Source organism: Vibrio aerogenes, from assembly GCF_024346755.1.
GTDB lineage: Bacteria > Pseudomonadota > Gammaproteobacteria > Enterobacterales > Vibrionaceae > Vibrio > Vibrio aerogenes.
In genome coordinates this window covers 13,821-38,141 of the sequence record NZ_AP024863.1, presented here as the reverse complement: position 1 = coordinate 38,141, position 24,321 = coordinate 13,821, and the positions used below count along the sequence as shown (strand labels likewise).

General features: G+C 43.6%; 21 protein-coding genes. 8 read left to right on the top strand and 13 right to left on the bottom strand.

Annotation, left to right across the window (positions count from 1 at the left end):
* Positions 1-54: 54 nt before the first annotated feature.
* Positions 55-804, top strand: coding sequence for a glycoside hydrolase family 75 protein (locus OCV29_RS23360; RefSeq protein WP_261887513.1), 750 nt, complete (start codon positions 55-57; stop codon positions 802-804).
* Positions 805-854: 50 nt separating this feature from the next.
* On the opposite strand, the gene OCV29_RS23355 is transcribed toward OCV29_RS23360, so the two are convergent.
* The 8 genes from OCV29_RS23355 to OCV29_RS23320 all read right to left on the bottom strand — a co-directional run bounded on the left by OCV29_RS23355 (position 855) and on the right by OCV29_RS23320 (position 6,664).
* The gene (locus tag OCV29_RS23355; protein WP_261887512.1) at positions 855-1,688 is read right to left on the bottom strand and encodes a type IV secretion system protein; all 834 of its coding nucleotides are present in this window, start codon (positions 1,686-1,688) and stop codon (positions 855-857) included.
* A gap of 131 nt (positions 1,689-1,819) precedes the next feature.
* Positions 1,820-2,071 carry an EexN family lipoprotein gene (locus tag OCV29_RS23350; RefSeq protein WP_261887511.1) on the bottom strand — a complete coding sequence of 84 codons (252 nt, stop codon included), beginning with the start codon at positions 2,069-2,071 and terminating at the stop codon, positions 1,820-1,822.
* A 17-nt stretch (positions 2,072-2,088) separates the two neighbouring features.
* The gene (locus tag OCV29_RS23345) at positions 2,089-2,760 is read right to left on the bottom strand and encodes a type IV secretion system protein (RefSeq protein WP_261887510.1); all 672 of its coding nucleotides are present in this window, start codon (positions 2,758-2,760) and stop codon (positions 2,089-2,091) included.
* Entirely contained in the window at positions 2,757-5,081 is a 2,325-nt protein-coding gene (locus OCV29_RS23340) for a VirB4 family type IV secretion/conjugal transfer ATPase (RefSeq protein ID WP_261887509.1), read from the bottom strand. Before OCV29_RS23340 ends, OCV29_RS23345 begins: the two co-directional genes overlap by 4 nt.
* The gene (locus tag OCV29_RS23335) at positions 5,041-5,412 is read right to left on the bottom strand and encodes a conjugal transfer protein TraD (RefSeq protein ID WP_261887508.1); all 372 of its coding nucleotides are present in this window, start codon (positions 5,410-5,412) and stop codon (positions 5,041-5,043) included. The genes OCV29_RS23340 and OCV29_RS23335 overlap by 41 nt, the downstream gene beginning before the upstream one ends.
* A gap of 2 nt (positions 5,413-5,414) precedes the next feature.
* Entirely contained in the window at positions 5,415-5,729 is a 315-nt protein-coding gene (locus OCV29_RS23330; protein WP_261887507.1) for a conjugal transfer protein, read from the bottom strand.
* Between the two features lie 55 nt (positions 5,730-5,784).
* A complete protein-coding gene (locus OCV29_RS23325) occupies positions 5,785-6,177 on the bottom strand; it encodes a TraY domain-containing protein (protein ID WP_261887506.1) in 393 nt (130 codons plus the stop codon).
* Between the two features lie 298 nt (positions 6,178-6,475).
* On the bottom strand, positions 6,476-6,664 hold the full coding sequence (locus tag OCV29_RS23320; protein WP_261887505.1) for a TraY domain-containing protein: 189 nt from the start codon (positions 6,662-6,664) through the stop codon (positions 6,476-6,478).
* Between the two features lie 644 nt (positions 6,665-7,308).
* On the opposite strand from OCV29_RS23320, the gene OCV29_RS23315 reads away from it, so the two are divergent.
* Complete coding sequence (locus OCV29_RS23315) at positions 7,309-8,148, top strand: alpha/beta fold hydrolase (protein ID WP_261887504.1); 840 nt, start codon at positions 7,309-7,311, stop codon at positions 8,146-8,148.
* 81 nt (positions 8,149-8,229) lie between these two features.
* Here the strand turns inward: OCV29_RS23315 and OCV29_RS23310 are convergent, their stop codons facing one another.
* Complete coding sequence (locus OCV29_RS23310) at positions 8,230-9,105, bottom strand: hypothetical protein (RefSeq protein WP_261887503.1); 876 nt, start codon at positions 9,103-9,105, stop codon at positions 8,230-8,232.
* 711 nt (positions 9,106-9,816) lie between these two features.
* Here OCV29_RS23310 and hsdR point away from each other — a divergent pair.
* From hsdR to OCV29_RS23280, 6 genes are all read left to right on the top strand, one after another.
* Entirely contained in the window at positions 9,817-12,276 is a 2,460-nt protein-coding gene (hsdR, locus tag OCV29_RS23305) for an EcoAI/FtnUII family type I restriction enzme subunit R (protein ID WP_261887502.1), read from the top strand.
* A gap of 72 nt (positions 12,277-12,348) precedes the next feature.
* Positions 12,349-13,842, top strand: coding sequence for a type I restriction-modification system subunit M (locus OCV29_RS23300; protein WP_261887501.1), 1,494 nt, complete (start codon positions 12,349-12,351; stop codon positions 13,840-13,842).
* Positions 13,843-13,844: 2 nt separating this feature from the next.
* Positions 13,845-15,623 (top strand): restriction endonuclease subunit S, encoded by a 1,779-nt coding sequence (locus OCV29_RS23295; RefSeq protein WP_261887500.1) that lies wholly within the window; start codon positions 13,845-13,847, stop codon positions 15,621-15,623.
* Between the two features lie 2 nt (positions 15,624-15,625).
* Positions 15,626-16,966: a DUF262 domain-containing protein gene (locus tag OCV29_RS23290; RefSeq protein WP_261887499.1), complete on the top strand. Its 1,341-nt coding sequence runs from the start codon at positions 15,626-15,628 to the stop codon at positions 16,964-16,966.
* Positions 16,956-18,833 carry a DUF262 domain-containing protein gene (locus tag OCV29_RS23285; RefSeq protein WP_261887498.1) on the top strand — a complete coding sequence of 626 codons (1,878 nt, stop codon included), beginning with the start codon at positions 16,956-16,958 and terminating at the stop codon, positions 18,831-18,833. Before OCV29_RS23290 ends, OCV29_RS23285 begins: the two co-directional genes overlap by 11 nt.
* A 19-nt stretch (positions 18,834-18,852) precedes the next feature.
* Positions 18,853-20,181, top strand: a complete 1,329-nt coding sequence (locus OCV29_RS23280; RefSeq protein ID WP_261887497.1) for a hypothetical protein — start codon at positions 18,853-18,855, stop codon at positions 20,179-20,181.
* A gap of 96 nt (positions 20,182-20,277) precedes the next feature.
* Here OCV29_RS23280 and OCV29_RS23275 read toward each other — a convergent pair whose 3' ends face one another.
* The 4 genes from OCV29_RS23275 to OCV29_RS23260 all read right to left on the bottom strand — a co-directional run bounded on the left by OCV29_RS23275 (position 20,278) and on the right by OCV29_RS23260 (position 24,279).
* Complete coding sequence (locus OCV29_RS23275) at positions 20,278-20,421, bottom strand: hypothetical protein (protein WP_261887521.1); 144 nt, start codon at positions 20,419-20,421, stop codon at positions 20,278-20,280.
* 77 nt (positions 20,422-20,498) lie between these two features.
* Positions 20,499-20,801: a helix-turn-helix transcriptional regulator gene (locus OCV29_RS23270; RefSeq protein ID WP_261887496.1), complete on the bottom strand. Its 303-nt coding sequence runs from the start codon at positions 20,799-20,801 to the stop codon at positions 20,499-20,501.
* Positions 20,802-21,082: 281 nt separating this feature from the next.
* On the bottom strand, positions 21,083-23,911 hold the full coding sequence (locus OCV29_RS23265) for an LPD7 domain-containing protein (RefSeq protein ID WP_261887495.1): 2,829 nt from the start codon (positions 23,909-23,911) through the stop codon (positions 21,083-21,085).
* On the bottom strand, positions 23,905-24,279 hold the full coding sequence (locus OCV29_RS23260; protein ID WP_261887494.1) for a hypothetical protein: 375 nt from the start codon (positions 24,277-24,279) through the stop codon (positions 23,905-23,907). The genes OCV29_RS23265 and OCV29_RS23260 overlap by 7 nt, the downstream gene beginning before the upstream one ends.
* Positions 24,280-24,321 lie beyond the last annotated feature (42 nt).

Here is a 24,321-nt window from a genome sequence, read left to right as displayed (position 1 = left end):
TTAAGCCAAATTTGACTATGTTTGTTACATAAATTTTGTCAGAGGGTTAATCTGATGCTTAGAAAAATGGGACTTGTTTGCTTGTTACTATCTGGCTCATCAATAGCTTGCGATGGGCAAAAATGGATAACGTATAAAGACACCCTGTTAATAAAAGGGCTCAACGAAAATTTTTATGTATACCAGACCAGTTATAAGGCCATCGATGCAGACGGGGCCCCGAATTCCTACCATCCAGATGATATTGGTTTAGATTACCTGGAGAACGCAGGGTATCCTGATAAGGGTTGGAAAAATGTTCTTGTTGTTGACCCAGAACAACCAGAAAAACCTTTTGTTCAAAAATCTGGTAAATATAAAGGCTACTTTCTATCAAAAACGTCTCTTCAAAATAAAAACAAATCCGTCACAGATCCTGACCGGTATGTGAATTCAGTAGAAATCCCATATATTGTTTTCCCTAAAAGTTTTTATGATCTAAAAGGGACTGGCTATAAAGGTGATTTAGGGTATGCGTATAACCTAAAAACAAAGAAATCGTCAGCATTCGTATTTGCTGATATAGGCCCAAGACAATCACCATTGGGTGAAATGTCTATAGCTTTAGCTGAAAGGCTGGGTGGTGTTAACGTGAATCCAAGGAATGGTTCAGGGACTCCGAGTGGCGATATTTTATATATCGTTTTCCCATCTTCATCGAAAGACCACCGTTGGCCTATGACTAACACTAAATTGGAAACTACAGTGAAGTCGATGATGCAGAAGAACAATATTCAGTTAGATTCGTTTCAATCTTGCTTTTAATCAACCAAAAGAATGAATGCCGTCAAAAATATCTGTTTTATCCACGGCATTCACCCCGCCTTAACCTTATTCTTCCTGCTATCAGCCAGCCCCTTGCCAAAGCTCCGGGAGTGCGCATAACCGCTCTTCACACCGCCTAAAGTGCCGCGTGCCAGCCGTCCGCCCACGCCGACGGACTGTGCCATGTTGGAGACCAGCCCGTTAATGCCGATACCGCCAGATAAGTTGGAGCAGAAGGTCGGGATTTGCAGCGAAACCAGAATACCGAAGCCGAAAATAATGCTCGCCATCAGCATGCTTTTGATCTCTATCTCCCCGGAGTCAAAAATAACTTTATGTAATGCCTGATCCAGAATATTGAATCCCATCGGATAAACGATGGTCAGCAGCAGGTAATTCAGACACTGGCCGGTCCAGGCCTGAAACATCGACCGGGTTGATGGAAACAGCGCAAACATAATGAACAGCGGCCCCAGAATCAGCAAAAAGCTCACCATGATTTTTGCCAGTGCCAGATACGCGGTCGCAATCGCCAGAAATGGCGTCCAGCCAATCACCACGAGCAAAATCATGAGAACCGCCAGCACCCCGGCACCGTTATCAGATGTAATGCCGAAATCCGCCCGGCCCCACAAGGCTTTAATCGCCTTAATCTCATTATTGAACAGCACCTGAATTGTGGCAGCACCACTGGTGCCGGAGCCCCAGACGCGGGAAGAAATCTCATCCCCGGACTGGGTTAAAAACGGCACCACATGCGCCATATACCAGCTGGTATTGAACGCAATAAACGTACACAGGCACAACGCCCCGATCAGCTTCATCACCTCCATCACCACGATGTTCTCCGGCTCATACAGCGATTTATAAGCGAGATACACCATGTAGATGCCCACCGCGCCGCCAAATACAGGCGCAATGACACCGGAAAAGTACCGACGGACGAACCGATACTGTTCGTGGTCACGTCATCCAGAAAACTGAAGAATGTGGTAAACATTGCCATCGGTGAACCCTATTCCCAGTCCACGCGGGCACCGGTATCCATTTCAGCGGTCTGCTTGTTGTGTGCATCCCGCGCTTCTCTGGCGTGACGGCAGTTTTGTTTCAGTTCGGTGGACGCATCAGACTGACACGCCTTGAGCACATGGATGGCTTCATCCATATGGTCTGAATAGTAATCAACCGTTTTGACAGCTTCCCCGTCACATGCAGACAGCATGACACAGACAGGCAGCGCTACGATTGCAGATAAAAATAATCTCACGGTTTGTTCTCCTGGGTTTAATCAAAATTGACGGTCAGACCGCTGTTCATGATCATGTCGATGGTTTCTGCGTTCTTGCCTTCAATCTCAAGCTGTGCCTTACGGTGTGAAATCGTGCTGAAGGCTTCCATCATTTTCTGTTCATTTTGCAGGGCTGCGACCTGAAAATTGATGCTGTTGGCCAGATCCGACTTGGTGGCCGGTGTGGTTGCGGTGCCAAACTCATCCAATAACTTCAGAATGTTTTTATTCCGTTGGGAAGCCGTCTGATACAGCTGCTGCTGAATTTTAAAATCACGCAACGCCTGATCATATTTTAGCTGTGTTGCCTGATTATCACTGAGCAATCCATACGACTGCCGCAGATCAGACACATCCTGCACCGATTCATACAAAGCCTGCCAGCCACTCATATCTGCCAGTTTTCTCAGGTTCGGGTCATAAAGAATCGCCTCGTAACTGATCGGATGGCCTTCAACCATCGACTGATAGTAATCCGACTGCGCTTTGATCGCCGCCAGATTATTCCGGGCCGTTTCGATGGTCTGCAAAAATTGCCGGGCCCGAATCGCAGCCTGCTGAACCATCTGCGCAATCGAAGCCACATCCACCACAGGAATCCCCGAAGCATTGGCGGAGACCGGGCACATCAGCCAGATCAGCGCCGATAAACAAGCCGCTCTTTTCATCGCTGCTTCCTCCGAGCTAACAAAGCTGGTATCCACTGGTCCGGATTCTGCCCCACATCTTCCCGCACGCTTTCGCACAGCCGGATATCATCGGTTGAACCGGAGATCACCGGCAGGACGTCATCGAATCCGGACAGATCCATTTTTGCAAAACAACTGGTATTCGATTGCTTGATCAGCATGGTCCGGGACTGTTTGTCCAGTGCCTGTAACTTTTCAAACTCTCTCGGGGTTAAATTACACTGGCGATACGACTCAAAGGTCGCATCCGGGTTTGGCAGATAAATCTTGGTGGCTGTCTGCTGAATAATCGCCGGGAAAATATCACACCGGATTGCATCTTCCGGCGACTGGGTACTTAACACCATAAATTCGTTCAGCAAGCGGCCGGTCTTCAGCGTGCGCTGCATAATGCTTTGCGTCAGCGGGAAGCTGGCGGGCATCCAGAATTCTTCAACAATGGTTTGCAGTAGCTTGCCTTCTTTCTGCATCAGGTCTTTCAGGAAAAACAGACAGGCCAGAATCGGCTCACTGGCTTCGTGAATCCGGCCACCGGCGTCTTTCTCAAGCAGCAAGGTTGAATCGAATCCAACCCGATCCATCGTGTCCGGGTCAAACTTATTGACGGGAGAGTCGAGGCACCAGGCCAGTTTACCGTCCTGAGACCGGCACCACCGGCTCAGGCGCTGCCGGAGGCCATAATCCTGAATACTTTGCAGCATCATACTCAGCCCCCGCATTGGTGCGTCAAACGCCATCACCGTTTCGATTGCCTGCTTAATCTCATCCTCATCATGAATACTCACCCCGCCCTGTTCGTCAGCAGCCAGCCGGCAGACCAGACGGTTAAGAAAACTGATTAACTGCGGGGTTGGCTGTAACTGGAACAGATTGATCCCCGTATCTTCCCCTTCCTTAATATCAAAGTATTCCCCGCCAAATGCACGGATAAACAGCTCAGTTGAACGTTTGTAATCAATACAGAAAATTTGCTGGTTAAACCGGGTAAAAAAGCCGGTCAGTGTCGCTTCCAGCGTAGTTTTACCGGTACCGGAAGCACCCAGAATCATGGTATGACCGGCGTACTTTTCCCCGGTAGTTTCTTTATTTAATTCAGAAGCATGGCAGTTCAGGTAAAACAGCGAATTAGAAGCGGTCTTCAGTGGCAAAATCGCCGTGCCATCCCCTACCGGATTACCGGTCGGCTTGCCGATCGAGTAATTGTGCAGCGACCAGGTACAAGCCAGATTGGTCGTGGTTTTCGGGGCCGGTTTAATTCGCTGCTTTGATCCCGGCAAAACGCTGAGAAAGGTAAAGAGCGATTTCAGATTTGACCTTTTGAGCACTGTGCCCCGCGCCAGAAATTCACCACTGATATCTGAGCCGTTTTTCAGGGCTTCATGCTGAGTTTTACCCAGCACAACCAGAGACGCATGATAAAAGCCGAACGCAACTTCAGAAGTCGCCACATAATCCCGGCCACTCTCCAGTTCTTCCAGCTCATGCTCAACCCCATCACTGGATGAAATCAGGTTGATTTGGGTATCGATCAGCTTTAATGCCTTCGGGGAACGCATCATGATCATCGATTGCGTCATGATGAATTCACCGTTGAAGGACAACATGAAATCACACATCCCCGGATGTGTGTTGGGTAACGCATCCAGCTCATAATAGACGGCATGTTGTTTTCGCTGGTTATTGGAATTGCGGATTTCCCCGGCATCGTAACCAAAATGCCAGTCGCTGTGCTGAATCACATGCTGCACTTTATCGCCGGTCAGTGGCTTGGGTTCATCGTTGTAATTGATCAGATAAGAGAGAAGTTCGGTATGCTCACAGCGCAGATCATCACGCACCGCCAGCACTTTGCAATCGAATGATTTGAATGCGGATAAAGCCACCTTCAGCAGGTCGTTCATCTCATCTTCGCTGCCTTCCAGCACGAAAGAGATGTAATACTTCACACTGTAGAAGTTTTCACCCTGAAATGAGTCGATGTACTGATTGGCAAAATCCTGCATAAAGGCACTGTCGAACTGGTAATTATCCGCGACCAGTTCATCCTTTTTTTTGACGATATGTGTCCAGACGCCAAGCCCGGAACCATACTGCTTCGCCAGCGTTCTGAGCAGCAGGGAAACCGATGAAAAAGCCGCTTTCAGCGACGACACCGATTCAGATTCAAAGGGAATACCATGCAACTGCACCACAGACAGCAACTTGCCGTCCCCCAGTGAAATCATGGTGCGGTTCACCGGATAATTGTAAGCGGGTAACTTACCGGTCAGAGGTATTGTTTTTAATCCATTCACTGACATCTTCTTTTCTCCTGCGCTCACTTTCATCAATTGACGTGAATGAAATCATGTTGGACCGGCACATCAGCCGGATCTGCATACCTTTCAGCTCCCAGCGCATCTCTTCAGTGGCACGGGAATCTTCAGCACAGCGGATCCGGATATAAAGCAGTCCGAACAGAATCAGAGCCGGGACAACCAGCCCGGTTAAACCAACTGTCAGCAACGCCAGAACGGTGGTTAACAGAACCAGCGCAAACCCAATCACTAAAGTGATCACCGGGATCCCGGCGATCAGGGGCTGACGGCTCAAAGAGTGATAACTGGCGTATAATTCAGGTTCGTCCGCCATGTTTAACTGCCCCACAATCCCCACGCCCACTGGCCGAAGACCAGTACAGCACCGGCGACGGCGACTTTACCGACGCCTAATAACACGTCACTCCAGGGCTTTTTATCCAGAAATGCCATCATCACCAGATACATCAGATAGATGAAGGAAATCACCCCTAAAAAGCCATACAGCCAGGCTTTAATCTCCGTCGCTGCCGCTGTTCCGGTTTCCAGTCCGCCAGCCATCGCCTGTTGACCGCCAATCAATGAAGTCATGATGATTGTTGCCAGCTTGCGGCGCTTATTTCCGGCATTTAATCGTTTTGTTTTAACCACTCAAATTCACCTGTTTATTGATTTAAATGATGCGCAACCTGTCGTTGCTGCATGTTTAGTTGTTACTCTCTGTGCCCGGCTCTGTCTTCTCACAGAGACCGGCCAGCCCCACGGCGGCAATCGCCTCAAAGCGCCGCAGGTGGTCTTTCACCCTTCTGGCACTTTCAACCGAAAGCGAGTGGGTTTTATAACTTCCCCGGTATAAATAAGGATTTAGCTGATCCCGGACCGAACAGGGAACCAGCACTTTAAAACTGCTTTCGGGTCGGTTCTGCAGCCGGGTGCTGCAAGGTTCCGGAAGCTGACAGACGTGATCGATCAGGCGTAATGTGGCTTCCATTTTCAGTGATCGATACGACTGCCGGGCAGAGGCTTTGAGTGACGCGTAAGTCTCTGCATCCAGACTCAAATTGATAGACACACATTCAGAGTCATCAGGTTGTTTCATCAGATTCCTCCTTATGATGAATAAGATTGAATAATGACTGATACACATTAAGTGCGGCTCAGTTTCATCCCCGAAGGGATGACGCACGCCTCCCCACGGCGCAACCCGCTGAGGTGTGATTGATCGGATTATTACGGGCATCCGTCCAGCCTGGGTCCGGGTTGTTAAAGAGCAATACCCTTTCAGCCCGAAGCAGCACCGGCGTTCACTGCGCCAGCCGGTTAGCTGCGGTTCTTGGGGTATCAACAGCCTTTCCGCCACAGAGACAGAAATGACTCAGAAATTGGTGTCTTTCAGTTCAGGAATGTTGTTGCCAGTCCGCTTGTGGAAAGCGCCTTAAATGATCTTCCAGCCGTAACTTGGCTTCATTTTTTTTGGCTCTGATATTCTCTCTGGCCGACCGGTTTAACAGTTGGTTTTCTTCCGGCGCCACAGAAAATGAAACACCGGCAGATTTGTTTTCTTTCGATACGGATTCCAAATTCATATCCCTTTGATACTGAAAAATTTAGCTACTGAAAAATTCAGCGTCATTGTATGCAGGGAGTAATTTGGCGTTAGACGTAAAAGGTGGCTTGAATTATTGGGGGAAATGTGGGTGTGGGATGGGTGATATAAATATCAACAACTTACTCATCAAAACCATCAATAGAACATGCGGCTTCTTTAAATTATTTTTGATATTAATCACTACATTGTTTCGTTATATACTGAGATGTTACGAAATGAAGAGCACAAATTGCTCTATGCCTGGCATCTTTTTCTGACCATGTCAGAAGATCCCCGGATAAAGGTTCATTAAATCGGCATATAACATGACACCAAAGTCATATTTTCCCCATACAATCATCTGCGTTATTTTTTATTATTTCTTTCATTACAAACTCTGCTAATCACTACTCATAGAAAATATAACATCACAAAAGTTCGATATAGTATTCAGGTAAATATAAACAATCTTTATAGTAAAGAATTAAAAATTCAAATCATTGAACACTGGATTATCAAAACACCTTTAATTAATCACCTGGATGCACATAACACCTCTGAATTTAGAATAATTAATGATGTCGCATGACACATCTTATGAATGATTTATATTGTCGACTCCATTCTGCTAAGGAGTAAAAAATGGACATTAACAACGTTTTTTTAAATAGTCATTCATACAGATATTCCCTATATAAAAACAAAAATACAGAACAACATGTTATTTTTCTTCTTGGAGCTTTGCAGGATATAGAGTCCGTTGATTCTTTCTCCCGCTCATTTTCCGAACACCTAAACTGTTTAACACTTGAAGCCCCCGGCACAGGAAGAACGCCACTTCTGGAGGCCACTGTCAGTATTCAGCAGCAAACTCAAATGGTGCTGGAGTTCATTGAACATATGCAAATAGAGAAAGCTCATATTATTGCATTTTCATATGCAACTTCTATTGCAGTTGAACTATGTGATATATGGCCGCACGTCATTAGCCTTTCTATTTTTGGTGGTGTACCCGGAATACCAAGCTCTGGCAGGGAAGCAACAAAGAAAGTCCTTGCTTCTGCTATGATTAATTCACATAAATTTGCTCAAACATTTACCCGGGTACTAACTTCTGATCATCCGGACATTCCCAGAAATAAAGTGATTATCAAGGCTTCGGAGCGGAGTATATCTAAATTTGATTCCTATAGAATCAGCGTTTTTTTTGAAAATACAATAAGACTATTATCTTATTCACCCCAAAATTTAGACCATATTAAAATACCATGTACTATTTGTGTTGGTGAGTATGATCCTTATGTCACAAAAGAACAGGCATATATTTTTTCAACAAAAATAACAAACAGTCACTTTGTAGTGATTAAGAATGCTGATCATCTGGGTCATTTACAGCATCCTGATAAAGTTTCTGCAGCAATGATTGCTTTACCGGCAGCATCTGTATTAGCCGATGCACAATTAAAAAATCTAAACAATTAAGAAAGCATGAGTATAAGATGCATTATAGTATTAATGATTCATATATAAATCACATAACTATAATGCTCTTTATTTCAACAATTATCTATATATTTTTGATAAATGTTTTAATATCTGTATCAGTTCAAATTTATCTTTTTCATTTAATCTCTTCAAAGCATCAATAATCAGAGATCCTCTTATATGCTGTAAACGTCTTAAATAATGAAAATTCCTATACTGTTTCATTTCACTGGTAAAGTGCTCATAAGAGTTCAATTTAAGCCCTATCGTTACCCTAAACCCAACAGATGCTGAAAGATCTGTAATATTATTTGGATTTTCAAAAACATTAAACTGATATTTAGATAATCCTGTCATCTTACATGCCTGCTCAACAGAAATGTTATTTTCTTCTCGATAACTTCTGGTTTTTATTGCAATTGAACGATAATAATCAATGGCAAATAAGTTTATATCAAGGACATCAGGAGGAAATAAAAGGCTATAGTCATATTCTTCATCCAAATAAAGTTTATCTTTCTCTTCTTTATATTTTAAAAATGATATTTTATTTTCCTCAGATAACATATTGACGATTAAATCGATAACAACCCTGAACTGCTCTGAAGGCAGGATACCGATACACATAAAAACCTCTAATGTATCCATATCTATATCAGGGTAGAAAGTTTTATAATAAAAACAGGTCATTGGTACCATAGTCACCCATGAGTAAGCAGCAACGACATGCAATGGACGCATTGATGGATAGCTTTGCTGCATGTAACGTTTAAGGGTGTCTCCTTTCAGACCTGAAAAACGCTGTTCAAGCTGCTTAAACGATAAGCCTTGTGCCCGTCTTACATATGACATTGAAACAGAAATATCGGTATTAATATTTTTTATCTGGGAATCTATATTTCTTATATTTAAATCAAAAACATCCAGGTTAATTGTTCTTTTATTCTTTGTCATACAAAACTCAACAAAAATGCTTATATCCACATTTAAAAACTGTAGCGGGAGATCATTCTATATGTGCAAGGTTTCAAACCGAACCATAACTTCACTTGTCAGTAAATAATACAGTTTCCAATTGATAAAAATCAAATGAAAACTATGCGCTTTTCACTCTTAATTTCACATTGAACGTTCTGAATTATAAATATTCTTAAAAATAAATAACAAGCATATAAATAAGGTCGTCGAATCTCATTTATGACACATATAAATTATTTTATCAATAAAGTCTATCATACATTTTATCTATATATATACCTGATTCAAATAGTTTCAGATCTCAGAACAACCAGAATATTATTCTGTCATTTTAAATATAATGGATTATCTTACTTTCTTCAGTTTAAGGACCTTATGAAAATTGAATGCGTATTAAGTATATTTATTCTCCCAAATTTTTAACCTAAATAAGAGTTATAGCGGTTCTATATCCGTCATTCACTCTCAGGTGCTAAGTGTAAAAAAGTCAGCTTTTGATATGCTGGTTACATATCCGGCGCTCCTAAACATGGGCTACAGGTTTAATTTTCAAACCTGGAGACGATTGTGATTTCATAAATCCCCTGTTTTCAATATAAAAAATGTGGGTATTGTTTATTAAGACTCGGTTTTATATACCCATTTTGATATATTGTTAACTAAAGGGTTTCATATCGAGTCGGTGACATGGAAGCGAAAATAAACAAAGCCAGGTTGTCTGAAACAGACATCATTACTAAGTTCATTTTGCCTGCGGTGAAAAGTGCTGGTTGGGACGACATGACCCAGATTCGTCAGGAAGTAAAACTTCGTGACGGTAAGGTGATTGTCCGGGGAAATATAGCAGCACGACGTAAAGTTAAGTCGGCTGATATCGTGCTTTATCATAAGCCCGGTATGCCCCTTGCAGTGATTGAAGCAAAAGCCAACAAGCACGAAGCAGGCAAAGGAATGCAGCAGGGACTGGATTATGCTTCTTTGCTCGAAGTTCCATTTGTATTTGCTTCCAATGGAGATGGTTTTGTTTTTCATGACAAAACCAATCCAAGTCAGCTTGAAACCGAAATCCGGTTAGAAGATTTTCCGACACCAGAACAGCTATGGAATAAATACTGTATTTGGAAAGGTTATAAGACCGAAAACCTGCCTGTTATTACGCAAGACTATTACGATGATGGAAGTGGTAAATCGCCTCGTTATTATCAATTACAGGCAATCAACAAAACAGTAGAAGCGGTAGCCACTGGAGAAAATCGTGTTTTACTGGTCATGGCAACGGGTACTGGTAAAACCTATACCGCATTTCAGATTATCTGGCGTTTATGGAAAGCCAGAGCGAAAAAGCGCATTCTGTTTTTAGCTGACCGTAACATCCTTGTCGATCAAACCAAGAACAACGATTTTCAGCCTTTTGGTACAGCAATGACCAAAGTCACCGGGCGTACTGTAGACCCGGCCTATGAAGTGCATTTGGCTCTTTATCAGGCGCTAACCGGACCGGAAGAGCAGCAAAAAGCCTATAAGCAGGTCGATCCTGATTTCTTTGATTTAATTGTTGTAGACGAATGTCACCGTGGTAGTGCCGCAGAAGATAGTGCCTGGCATGAAATTCTGGATTATTTCAGTTCAGCGACTCAAATTGGTATGACCGCTACACCAAAAGAAACCGACGTCGTATCGAATACGGAATACTTTGGTGATCCGCTCTATACCTATTCCCTGAAACAAGGTATTGAAGATGGCTTCTTAGCCCCTTACAAGGTGATTCGTGTTGATATCAATGTGGATGTACAAGGCTGGCGACCAACCAAAGGTCAGGTTGATATAAATGGTGAGGTGATTGACGATCGCATCTACAACCAGCAAGATTTTGACCGCACGATGGTGATTGATGAACGCACCGAATTAGTAGCAAAAACCGTCACCAATTACCTGAAAAAAACTGACCCAATGGCAAAAACCATTGTGTTCTGTAACGATATCGATCATGCAGAACGAATGCGCCGGGCGTTAGTGAACCTGAATCCTGATCAGGTAGCAAAAAACGAAAAATACGTCATGAAAATCACCGGGGATGATGAAATCGGTAAAGCTCAGCTGGATAACTTCATTAACCCGAAAAGAAAATATCCGGTTATTGCGACAACATCTGAGTTAATGACAACGGGTGTCGATGCTAAAACTTGCAAATTGGTCGTCCTTGATCAAACCATCCAGTCCATGACAAAGTTTAAGCAGATTGTCGGGCGAGGAACCCGGATTGATGATCGATACGGCAAGTTGTGGTTCACCATTCTTGATTTCAAAAAAGCGACCGAACTGTTTGCTGATGAACGTTTTGACGGTGAGCCGGAACGTGTCAAAGTGACTGAGCCGGAAGATTTTGAAGACGATGATGAGATTGATGACATCATCACGGGAACGGATGGTACAGATGATGAAGATCCGTTTGAAGGTGAAGATATCGAACCAGATTCAATTCACGACCCCGAAGGTGAATACGATCCGACTTCTGGTTCATCATCAACATCAAACGGTGGTGATGACTGGACAGAAGAACCGGAGCGTGTGCGTAAGTTCCATGTGAATGGTGTCACGGTAAAAGCGTTAGCTGAACGTATTCAATATTACGACAGCGATGGCAAGCTGGTTACGGAATCCTTCAAAGACTACACCCGAAAAACCATTGCGAAACAATTTGCTTCATTAGACGAATTTGCTAAAAAGTGGCAGGAGTCTGACCGCAAGCAGGCCATTATCGATGAATTAGCCGAAATTGGCGTGCTTTGGGAAGTCCTTGAACAAGAAGTCGGCAAAGAACTCGATCCATTCGATATGATTTGTCATGTGGTTTATGATATGCCGCCTTTAACCCGCAAAGAGCGGGCGGAAAACGTTAAAAAGCGTAACTATTTCACTAAATACGGTGAGGTCGCCCAGCAGGTGCTGGAAAGCTTACTGGATAAATACGCCGATGAAGGTGTTTCTGAAGTAGAAAGCATGACCGTCCTGAAAGTCGCGCCATTCAACGAAATTGGCAGCGTGTCGGAAATTGTTAAGCAAGGGTTCGGTGGTAAGTCTGAATATCAGCAAGCGATTCATGAACTCGAAGCAGAAATCTACAGCTTAGATTCAAAATCTGCCTGATTAAACGTGGATCCATACATGTCAGAGATGCACGTAAAAAAACAATATAATCAGAAGTAAAACGAGATAACTATGTCAATCAGTTCAGTGATTAAATCTATCCAGGATATTATGAGAAAAGATGCCGGTGTTGATGGTGATGCACAGCGCCTTGGGCAAATGTCCTGGTTACTGTTTTTAAAAATATTTGATGCCCGGGAAGAAGATCTTGAGCTGGAACTGGATGACTACAAATCACCAATCCCGGAAAAGTTTTTATGGCGCAATTGGGCGAAAAATCCGGAAGGTATTACTGGTGAACAGCTACTGGATTTTGTTAATGATGAGCTGTTCTATGGGCTAAAAAACCTGACAGCACCCGTTGACCGCAATCCTCGTGGTTTCGTAGTGAAAGAAGCATTTACGGATGCATTTAACTACATGAAAAACGGTACGTTACTGCGTCAGGTAATTAATAAGCTGAATGAAATTGACTTTACCAGTTCTAATGACCGTCATTTGTTCGGGGATATCTACGAGCAGATTCTGAAAGATTTACAAAGTGCGGGGAATGCCGGTGAGTTTTACACGCCCCGTGCCGTGACCAGTTTTATCGTGAACCGCCTTGACCCTAAATTGGGTGAAAGCATTATGGACCCTGCCTGTGGTACAGGTGGTTTCCTTGCCTGTAGTTTTGATCATGTTGAAAAAAATTATGTAAAAACGTCAACAGATCATCAGACGTTACAAAAACAGATTCATGGCGTTGAGAAGAAACAACTGCCGCATTTATTGTGTGTCACCAATATGATGTTGCACGGTGTCGAAGTGCCAGTGCAGATTAAGCATGGTAATACGCTGAATAAACCGCTGTCTAACTGGGAAAGTGACATCGATGTGATTGCCACGAACCCGCCATTCGGTGGCACTGAAGAAGACGGTATTGAGAAGAACTTTCCGGCAGAAATGCAGACCCGTGAAACCGCCGACCTGTTTTTACAGTTGATTATTGAAGTGTTAGCAGAGCCTTCAGCCAATAAAGCCGGTGGACGTGCAGGTGTGGTTCTGCCAGACGGCACACTGTTTGGTGAAGGCGTTAAAACCAAAATCAAAAAACTGCTGACTGAAGAGTGTAACCTGCATACCATCGTGCGCCTGCCAAACGGGGTATTTAACCCCTACACAGGCATCAAAACCAATATTCTGTTCTTTACCAAAGGAACGCCGACCAAAGACGTGTGGTTCTATGAGCACCCGTATCCAGATGGTGTAAAAAACTACAACAAAACCAAACCGATGAAGTTTGAAGAATTCCAAACCGAGATTGATTGGTGGGGCACAGAAGACGATGGTTTTGCCAGCCGGGTTGAAACCAAGCAGGCGTGGAAAGTCTCTATCGATGACATTATCGAGCGTAACTTTAACTTAGACATTAAAAACCCCTATCAGGATGAAGTGGAAAGCTACGACCCAGAAGAGCTGCTTGCCAGCTATGAACAGCAGCAGCAAGAGATCACCACGCTACGTAATCAGTTAAAAGACATTCTTGGTAATGCGCTTAAGTCTTCTGTTAATGGTGAGGCGTAAGCATGTCGGTAGAAAGCTTAATCACCCAACATATTGATATCTGGACTTCTGCTGTTCAAACCAAATCAACCGCGGGTCGTGGTACCAGCAGTAAACTCGATTTATATGGCATTAAAAAACTGCGTGAGCTGATTTTAGAATTGGCGGTGCGAGGTAAGTTAGTGCCGCAAGATCCAAATGATGAGCCAGCTTCAGCTCTGCTTGAAAGAATAGAGAAAGAAAAAGCTCAGTTGGTTAAAGATAATAAGATAAAAAAACCTAAAAAACTCCCCAATATTTCAGAGAAGGATATTCCTTTTAAATTACCTAAAGGTTGGTGTTTTTCAAGACTAGAAAGTATATGTGAACTTATTACTAAAGGTTCATCTCCAAAATGGCAAGGGGTTAGTTATACAGAAAATCCTGAAGATATTCTTTTCGTTACGAGTGAAAATGTAGGAGCGTTTGAACTTCTACTTGATAAAAAAAAGTATGTAGAACAAAAATTCAATGAAATTGAGCCTCGTTCGATTTTAAGAAAAGATGATTTTCTAATGAATATCGTTGGTGCCTCTATCGGAAGAACAGCACTATATAACATTGATGATATTGCTAATATTAATCAAGCCGTATGCCTCATTCGCTCTTTTCCACAACAAGTGAGTTCTGGATTCTTCCTGACATTTTTTAATAGCAATACTTGTGTTTCATATATGTATGATAAACAGGTAGATAACGCCAGACCAAATCTAAGTATGGGGAATATATCTAAATTTGTTATTCCAATTCCTCCGCTAAAAGAACAGCACCGCATCGTCGCCAAAGTCGATGAACTGATGAAGCTCTGCGACCAACTGGAACAGCAAACCGAAGCCAGTATTACAGCGCATCAGGTGTTGGTTGAAACCCTGTTGGCAACCTTAACCAACAGCAAAAATGCTGAAGAGTTAATGGAAAACTGGCAACGCATCAGCGCCCATTTCGATACCTTATTCACTACTGAAGAGAGCATCGACCAGTTGAAACAAACCATTCTGCAACTAGCGGTTATGGGTAAATTGGTACCACAGAATCCTGCGGATGAATCAGCTTCTGTGCTGCTTGAGCGTATTGCTAAAGAGAAAGCTCAGTTGGTGAAAGATAAGAAAATCAAAAAGCAAAAAGCGTTACCGCCGATTGCGGATGATGAAAAGCCGTTTGAACTGCCGGATGGGTGGGAGTGGTGCAGGCTGGATGATATTTGTCATGGGATTACTTCCGGTTCTACTCCACCGAAAAGTATTTTTCATGAGCAGGCTGGCGTCCCATATCTGAAGGTATATAACATCCGCAATCAAAAAATTGACTTTGAGTATAATTCTCAGTTTGTTGATCCGGATTATCATTCATCAAAGCTAGCTAGATCGATACTATATCCTGGTGACGTAGTGATGAATATTGTTGGTCCACCACTAGGAAAAATTGCTGTCATCCCTGATAGTTATCCTGAATGGAACTGCAACCAAGCAATTGTATTCTTTAGACCAATAGAGAGATTGTTTAATCAATATATATATACTTATCTAATGGCAGGGACCTTTTTGGATTCCATTGAACTAATTGGTACAGCAGGGCAAGACAATATTTCTGTCACCAAGAGTCGTTCAATTGTTCTACCAACCCCTCCTTTGGAAGAGCAGTTTAGAATCGTTAGCATGGTTAATGAACTCATGGGCGTTTGCGAAGACCTAAAACAACATGTACGTCATAGCCAAAAAACACGGTTGAAATTAACGAATTCTATTGTTGAACAGGCTCTGTAACCGTGGCTATCCGTTCAAATCAGGTACAAACTATTTCAGAGTTGTTGAAACGGAAGCTAGAAATTCCAAAATACCAACGCCCTTATAAATGGTTGCCCAAACACGTTAACCAACTGATTGACGATATTCTGAATCACCGTACCAAGTCGTGTTACTGCCTTGGTACGGTGGTATTGCATCAGGAAAAGGATGACGGCAGTCATTTCGATATTGTGGATGGTCAGCAGCGCTTGCTGACCTTAACCCTGATTTGTGCGGTTTTAGACCCAAATCAGCAGCATATCTCTCCAACCTTACTCGAACGTCAATTCACCTCTTCCATCAGCATTCAAAACCTCAAGCACAATGCTCAGATCATACATGAGCGTTTTGTGGGTTTATCGGAAAGTGATAAACAGTTACTGCTTGAGTTTGTCCTAAACAAATGTGAGCTCATTGAAGTGACACTGGATAACCTTAGTGAAGCCTTTCAGTTTTTTGATTCTCAAAATGCACGTGGTAAAGCGTTGGCACCTTATGATTTGCTTAAAGCCTACCATCTGCGGGAAATGATGGATTCTTCGCAGCAGAGTGAGCGCCTGCATCATGTTGAGCTGTGGGAACAAGGCGTCAACCCTGATGATGAATCGGTAAACTTGCATACGATCATGGGCGAGTTCTTATTCCGGATGCGCCGTTGGGTGGATGGTGATTATGGTATTCAATTTAGTCGTCACAACATTGACGTATTTAAAGGCATTAACCTAGAAACGACGCATTATGCCTATGCGGAATCGATGCTCGCCCTTGATTATGCCGTAACTAGTTACAACGCAGATCCGGTTCGAAAATGGGATAAACAGCTTAAGAGCTACCCTTTTCAAGTTAATCAAACCATGATTAACGGACAACGCTTTTTTGAGTACATTCAGCACTATATCGTTATCCATAAGCAGTTGTTTAATGATCAAAATGGTCTGTTGCACATGTTTATCGAAGACTATGCGGTTAATGAAAAGATGTGTAGAAAAGGCGACCGATACGTTAGAAACCTATTTATGTGTGCAGTGATGTACTACTTCGATAAATTTGGCGCTATCGAACTCGAAAACGCCGCGAAAATTTGTTATCGCTGGGCATATTATTTACGCCTTAACTTGCAGCGCATAGGGATGGAATCCATCGATAATTATGCGCGTGGCTTTGACGGTACGAGTCTATTTCGCGTGATCCGTAAAGCAATTCATCCTCAGCAGGTTCTCTCATTTCAGCCACTCGTTGTTGAGCAAATCCGTTTCAATAACGCCAAGCACGTAGAACACTCGATTCACTCAATGATTTATGGCACCCCCAATGAACAATAACGATAAAGATCTACAGCCATTAACGATTAAAAAGCTCTTTGAACCATTGAGTCGGTATGTCATTCCTATCTATCAGCGCAATTACGCATGGGGTGTGCCAGAAATCGAACAGCTTATCCAAGATATTTATGATGCGGCGGATAAGAAGGAGGGAGCTGAGGAACAAGCGAAGGATTATTTTCTCGGTAGCTTAGTGGTTTATGAGCGTGAACGTCAGCCAAATACTCAAGTTCAAGTCTATGAAACCATTGATGGGCAGCAGCGTCATACCACGTTGTCGATTTTGTTGGCTTATTTAAAGAACCAGCAATCGTTAGATCAATCAAGATTAGATGAATTAGAACTCAATTTAACCTTCGATAGTCGCCCGAAATCTGAGCGAGCATTGAGTGATCTGTATGAGAACGCTGGTCACGGTGAATCGGAGGAGCCGAGTATTCACGCTGCCTACGATATTATTGACCGCTACTTTAAAACGAAAAAGTTAGACATTGCTGTCTTCTGCCAGTACCTGCTTGAACATGTAGTGATTTTGCGTGTATCTGTACCCAAAGATACCGATCTAAACCATTACTTTGAAATCATGAATAATCGCGGTGAACAGCTAGAAAAACATGAGGTGCTTAAAGCTAATTTGATGTCAGTTTATGCGGATAACGAGCTAGCGCGCGACTGTTTTTCGGCTATCTGGGATGCCTGCGCGAATATGAAGCGATATGTTCAATTAGGTTTTGAACCTTCTATCCGAACCGCGGTATTTGGTGATAAATGGCAAGCCTTTCCAAGTGATTTCTCAGAGATTCAAAAGCACTTCCGTGAGTCAAAGCAGTCTGAAAAAGGTATGACGCTGTTAAATATTATTCACAAAAAAGAACGTTCTGATAAAACGGATGATCTTGAAAATGAAAAAGAAGAGCGCTTTGAATCGATAATCGATTTTTCTAATTTCTTACTGCACGTTCTTAAAGTCACCATGGATGACAACGTTTCTTTGGACGATAAAAAGCTGCTTGATGCATTTTGTGACGATAGTCATAAGCTAAGGGTAGAACCGACTGAGTTTGTATTTAATCTGTTGAAATACCGTATTTTGTTCGACCGATATATCGTTAAACGAGACTTTGATGAGAAGTGGAGTTTGTTAACGCTGGAAAAATACGCGGACAGTTTTAACTACATTACCTCATTTGGTAAGGATGAGAGTAACGAGGTCAATCAACAACTGGCGATGATACTGTCTATGTTCCACGTATCGAACCCTGCACAAACTTATAAGCGTTGGCTAAATGATGCATTGGCGATTGTAGGCTCATTAGCTAGTCCAAATGACTTAGACGTGAGTGGTGAGCAATACCTAAAGCAATTGGAAGCGCTAAGCGATAAATATCTTGATGAGATTTGTGGTTCTGGTGACAAGTTTGATTCTGAAGTGCTTGATACCGGAACGGCAGTGCAAAACTTTATTTTTAACCGTTTGGATTACTTGCTGTGGAAGCATTTAGTGAAAGGGCAAGCCTTTGACGGCATTGGTCGGGCTCAATTAGGCAAACAGTTAGATAATTTTCAGTTCTCATTCCGAACGTCTGTTGAACACTATTTCCCACAGAAAGACCCATCAGGGTATGAAGCTATGAAGGATGTCGATCGGTTTGGCAACCTTTGTTTAATTTCACCGAGTAACAACTCTAAGCTCAGTAACTACTCTCCAGCAGATAAGAAGAAATTCTATCGAGAGAACAAACGAGCAGAGAGCTTAAAGCAAGCGATTATGATGAGCTATGACAATTGGGGGCCAGATGAACCTGGATATACCCATATCCAAAATCATGAAAGAGAGATGATTAAGGTGCTGCGCAATCAGGCGTAATTGAGGATGACACGGAACAATGTTGAAGATTATTGAAGATCTCTGTTCGGCAATTGCCGGAAATGCCAAAACGCGTATCAATGACCCATTTATTGGTACGTTTATTTGCTCTTGGATTATCTGTAACTGGAATAATCTAGCGCTGCTTTTTTGGGGAGAGGGGAAACCGTGGGAGCGAATTAGTGCATTTTATATTTACCTGTCATATACACCATTCTGGGAATTCAATCGGCTTTTTTTCGTACCGTTACTTATCGCTTTGTTTTACCTGTTTGCTTTTCCATGGATATCGTTTGTCATTAAATTTGTTCAGCATTGGGCTAATGAAAAACTACATAAACAAGCTGTTGATGGTGAAAAACTGAAGATAGATCAGCAAGAGGAATTAAATAAAGCAAAATTGAGAGCTAATCAGGATAAGCCTTTCCTAGAACAACTGGTCCAGCAGGATGTCGATGAAAGGGCAAAACTAATACAGCAAAAAATCGATAAGAAAAATGCAGTATTAGAGCATATGAAGCTTAGAACTGAACGGCTTGAAGCTAAGGCTAAAGAAGCGAGAGATAAAGCTAAACAACAAGAAAACGAAGCAAAAGCAGCCCAACTGGAGCTAGAGAAAAAAGAAAAGCAAGCCGAATTGGATAAAATCCGGTTTGAGAAGGATAGTGCTAAAGCTAGAGCTACACTTGCTTCTCATCGTTTCCCTTCAGCATATTCGCTGATGTCGCAAGTCGAAGCGAGTTTAAAAGAAGATGGTATTGTTGTTTCTCTAAATACTAGCGGGAAAATAGTAGCCGCATTGTTTGGTTATGATAATTTTGAATCTCTTCTCGATGACAAAAAATTTAATAATGAAACCTTAGATCAAGTTAAGTACGTTTATTATGATGACGAATTAGCGAAACGACTTGAACAGATAGTGTTGGATGAAGACTCAGAAAATGAAGACTTTTCAGCAGATATGATCTTTGGTCATTTTGAGATGTTATTTGAAGGAGAACCATTTGAGTTGGTAACTGGTGACAGGCTTGCGGAGTATGCCAAAGAAGAAATCGAAAATGATCCTTACGATATTTTGAATTGTGATGGGACTTCTGGTGCTATTGCTGAATCAGATACGATTTTTGAATATGTCGAAGATATTAGTATTGAGCACTTTGATTTTGACAATGGCTTCTATACGAAACTATCTGCAAGTGCTAGCGGTGAGCATAGAAGAGAAGAGGGAGTTCCTGGTCGCAGTATGACCATTTCAATCAAAATGGAGTGTCCTGTATTAGTTGGGAAATATGGACTTGGTGCTATAGAGCAAGGTAATGTTTCAGGCTCTTTAGATGAATTTGAGTAAAAGTGATCTATTCGGTTAATTTGTACTAGCTCAGACCTGATCTGACAGTTACCCATTTTCCCGGAGACTGTTCATAATTCTGTGTCACGCTCATTTTCACAAATCCAGATGTTTATTCAGCCGGGCTGGAAAATGGATGCTTAACTGCGACAGCGTTAAATTCCAGTTTTGCACCGGATGTGTCCATTTTTCCAGAATTAACTGGGGATCCACCCCAGCACCACTTACTTCCATAAGCATGGTTACAAAAAAGCCGGGTCTCCCCGGCTTCCTCAAAATCAGATCCAATCCTTAAAGAGATTTAAAACTCTCCGCCATTAACCCGGCAGATGTGGCACTGACATCAGTACACTGCTTAATACCCGGGTGTGATAGATCAACGGCAGTTGCTCCGGTGTGGTTTCCAGTTTATCGGCCACCCGCCCCAGGCAACTGCCGACACTGTGTGGACGAATCTTCATCTGCTCCGCAATACAAGCCCGCTTCACGCCGACCGAATGAAGAAACAGACACTGCAGTTCTTTCTCTGACAGATCAGAAAAGAATGGCTTTAAACTGTTTAATAGATAAGATAAGCCATTGAATAATTTATGGTAATTGATAGAATTCGAACTATCCATTACAAGCCTCCAACTGGTTTTGTTGATATTACTGCGTTTGTTATGGTGCTCCGTGAGGCCGGTAGCCGCCGGCCTCACGGAAATTATTATTTTTATCAAATCTGATTTGCGCGGGAATTTAACACGGGGATGCGATTGATCAAGAGCGATCTGAGCATTTTCTCATGAATGAGACAAATTAATGATACACTGTTCTGTTTCACAGAAAGGTGTGTGATTGCAGCCGATCCAATACGCACTCAGCATCTCCGCTCAGGGTAAATCAACGCTTCTTTCTGACTTCACAGCTTACTGACCTGAGCCTGATTTGACGCAACAGAAACCGCATTCCCCGAAGTGTCGTACACCCGATTCACCGGATTATCCATCCCCGCTTTTTGCCGATCCAAATTGCCGGATTTAATCTCATCCACCGAATAGTGACGCAGAAAAGCATCGCTCTGCCGGATAGCCGATAATGCTGCCTCATCAGGCTGATGACTGAAACACACCCGAACTGTCTTATGCGCTGTATTTTCAAAAGAGACATGAATCGTTTCCGGCTGCTTATCCGATGCTTTTTCCGGGATCGCACCGGCCTGATCCCGGACGGCTCCGGAATCGATAGTGTCCGTATCCTGACGGCTCAGCACCTTAATCTGCCAGTCCGCACGCTTTGCAGCGATGGTTTCATTGTGAGAAAACGTACCATCTTCACGGAAGACGCGTTTGCTGACTTCCACATCTGTATAAGTCCCGGTCTTTTGAATATCTGCGACATCCCCGGGTTTCAGATGGGTTGCTTTCACCGCATCTTTCAGCCCTGCGCCCCAAATGGTCTGGCCATCGGCAAAGGTGACATAAAAACTCATAGACTGCTTTTCATCATGCAGATACCGGGCATCACCCAATGCAGTAACAGTTTGACCGAAAGCCGGATCCGGACTGTTGACTGACATGGTTTGAGCCGTATCCGGCTGACTTTCTGTACCCTGCCCCGGGGTATCCGGCTTCACCGCACGGCTTTCCGGGTTCTGCTGCTGATGCTTGCCGGAAGCCGCCATACTTTCCGGCGTGATACCTTCCAGCGTGTTGTATGGTGTTTCTCCCTGCTTTAACTGATGCTGCTTTTTCAGTGCCACAAACCGCGCCTGTAAATCCCGGTTGGCAAAAACGAGGTTTAAATCTTTCGCCACAGCAATATCCAGTACCTGTTCCTGAAAAGCCTCTGTCCCTGAGACTTTCACCTTGCCGAACTTCTCAGCGGCGATCATCAGGGCTGCGGCAGTATGTTCCGGCTGCGGGGTTTTATCTGCCATGACAATCCGGCGGCCCCGGTCTTTGAATACCGCATCACCGGTGGTTTTATCAAAAAATTCAACTTCCGCCGCCTGTTTCGGATCTGCGCTTTTCAGCTGTCTGGCCACAATATTTTCCAGGCTGGTTGCCAGCTCTTTCTGTAAATGTTTCTGTCTTTCGATACGTTTGAACAGTTCATCATAGGAGGTGAAATACGCCCCCGGTGCCAATGAATTTTCTCTGTCTTCCTGAGTGCGTTTTCTGGTTTCGGTGGATTCGAACATATTGATTTGTCTTTCTCTGTGTTGCAAAAACTGAAACACCTGCACCGGATGAACCGTCGGATCATGCCGGTAGTGTTTATACATGATTGAGTGAAGTAAAAACTGCTCCCGGCGATGGGAAGCCAGCGTTTGACGAAGCGGGTTCCGGCTCAGCTCCCTGAATATCCGGTGTCCATTCTGCTGAAGGTATGAATTCAGAATTGCCTGAACCTTTGAGTGGCCGTGGTTTTGGGGCACGCTAACGGCAGCATGACTGATACGGCCAGCCGGTGAATGCGCTACTCTTCTCCGGCGCCCATTTCCAGCCCGTCGCAATCGGTGATGATCACCGGCTCCTGCGGGGAGTACACGATGCGCCGCATGATCATGCAGTAGTTCTGAAGCTTCACTTCCCCGCCGTCGTTCTGGTTGAGCCACATGGAGTTCGGACAAACCTGGCAGGCCGACGGGTGTGGTGGTAAATCTTCCGGATGCGCTGAAAGCAGCACCGGACTGAATACGGCTTTGCCGTCTTCGCGGCTGAAAATCACTTTTTGCCGCACCTCTGTAGCGTGCGTAGAACTCGCTTGATTTGACATGCAGATACTCCTCTTTTTCCTGCGCTGTATGAATTGCGTTGTATTCCTGACGAATTTTGGGCGAAGCCGCGTGAATATATTTCACTTCCCGGCTCTTTCGCTGCTCCCATTCCCTGACCTGCTCTTCCAGCATGTCATAACCGGGCTTCTGATTCTTGATGGTACGATTGACGATAAACCCATGGCTGAAACATGCGTCTTTCAGGCGGATAAACTGACTTTTTCCGGGCAGACGAACCTTAAAGTACTGGCGGTCTTTTCCCTGATGAGCCACCGCCACCTCACCGTATTCCGCAAGCAGTGACGCAAACGCCGGCATGGTGCGAATATTCCGGGAAGTCATGTCTTTCAATAGCTGTTGACGAAAGGTTTTATTCGCACCTTTGAACGAATCGCCGATATAGCGCGACATCAGGTCAGCCCTGACTCCAAACTGATCCGCCTCCCGGCGCCGATCGTAAGGCGAGATGAGCCCGTGATCCTGATTGATTTTTTCCTGAATCGCGGAAAAATACGCCACATTTGACTGATAAAAACCAAAAGGATTGAAGTTCAGCCCGGACAGCAGGTTCTGTTTGGGAAGAATCATATGCACATGGGGAAAGCGCTCGACACGTTCACCGGTTTGCTGATTGAGATAGGACTGAACCTTCGGATAATGAATTTCTGCATAGCAGTGATACTCATCGCTATCATACGCTGCCAGAATGCTCTGCTTATATTGCTGATAAGCGGCTTCAATACGGCGCGGCTCAATGTCCTTTTCTGCAAAACTCAGGGTAATGTGGTAATAGTTTTCAGTCCTTCCGGCATCGTACTGACGCTGGATCAAAAAATCCGTCATCTCCAGGTTGCCATCGATACAAATTCGCTCGTCCAGCTCATCTCTCGACAATGCTCTGCCGGCTTTGTTGCCTTTCACCAAATATTCAGTGACACCGCTTTTGCCGGTTAATACCCGGACTAACATTGTTCCAGACAGGCGATGAACTGTTTTTCCAGAGAAATCAACCGATTCATTGCCTGTATAAAATATTTTTCAGAGATCTGACTTTTATTTTTTACAGATACCAAATGAGCAGAGATTTCATTTAAATAATGAATTGCCAGATTCACACCAGATAATAGATTTGTTTTATCTGAACCATGCCGATCAGATAAAATAATGTTGTAATTGTTCGCCAGTAATACACTTCTGAACAATTCAGATTTCTTTATTCCTGTTGTTTCAATGATTATTTTAAAGGGCTCATATTCAGATGCAGTGAGTTTGGTCTGAATATGCACCGTCGCTTTCTCACGATGCTTGTTTTGCTCGCGTTTGTTCCCGTCATTCATAGGGTGTATCCGTCAGGGGTTTCAGGGGAGTCTATTCCCTGA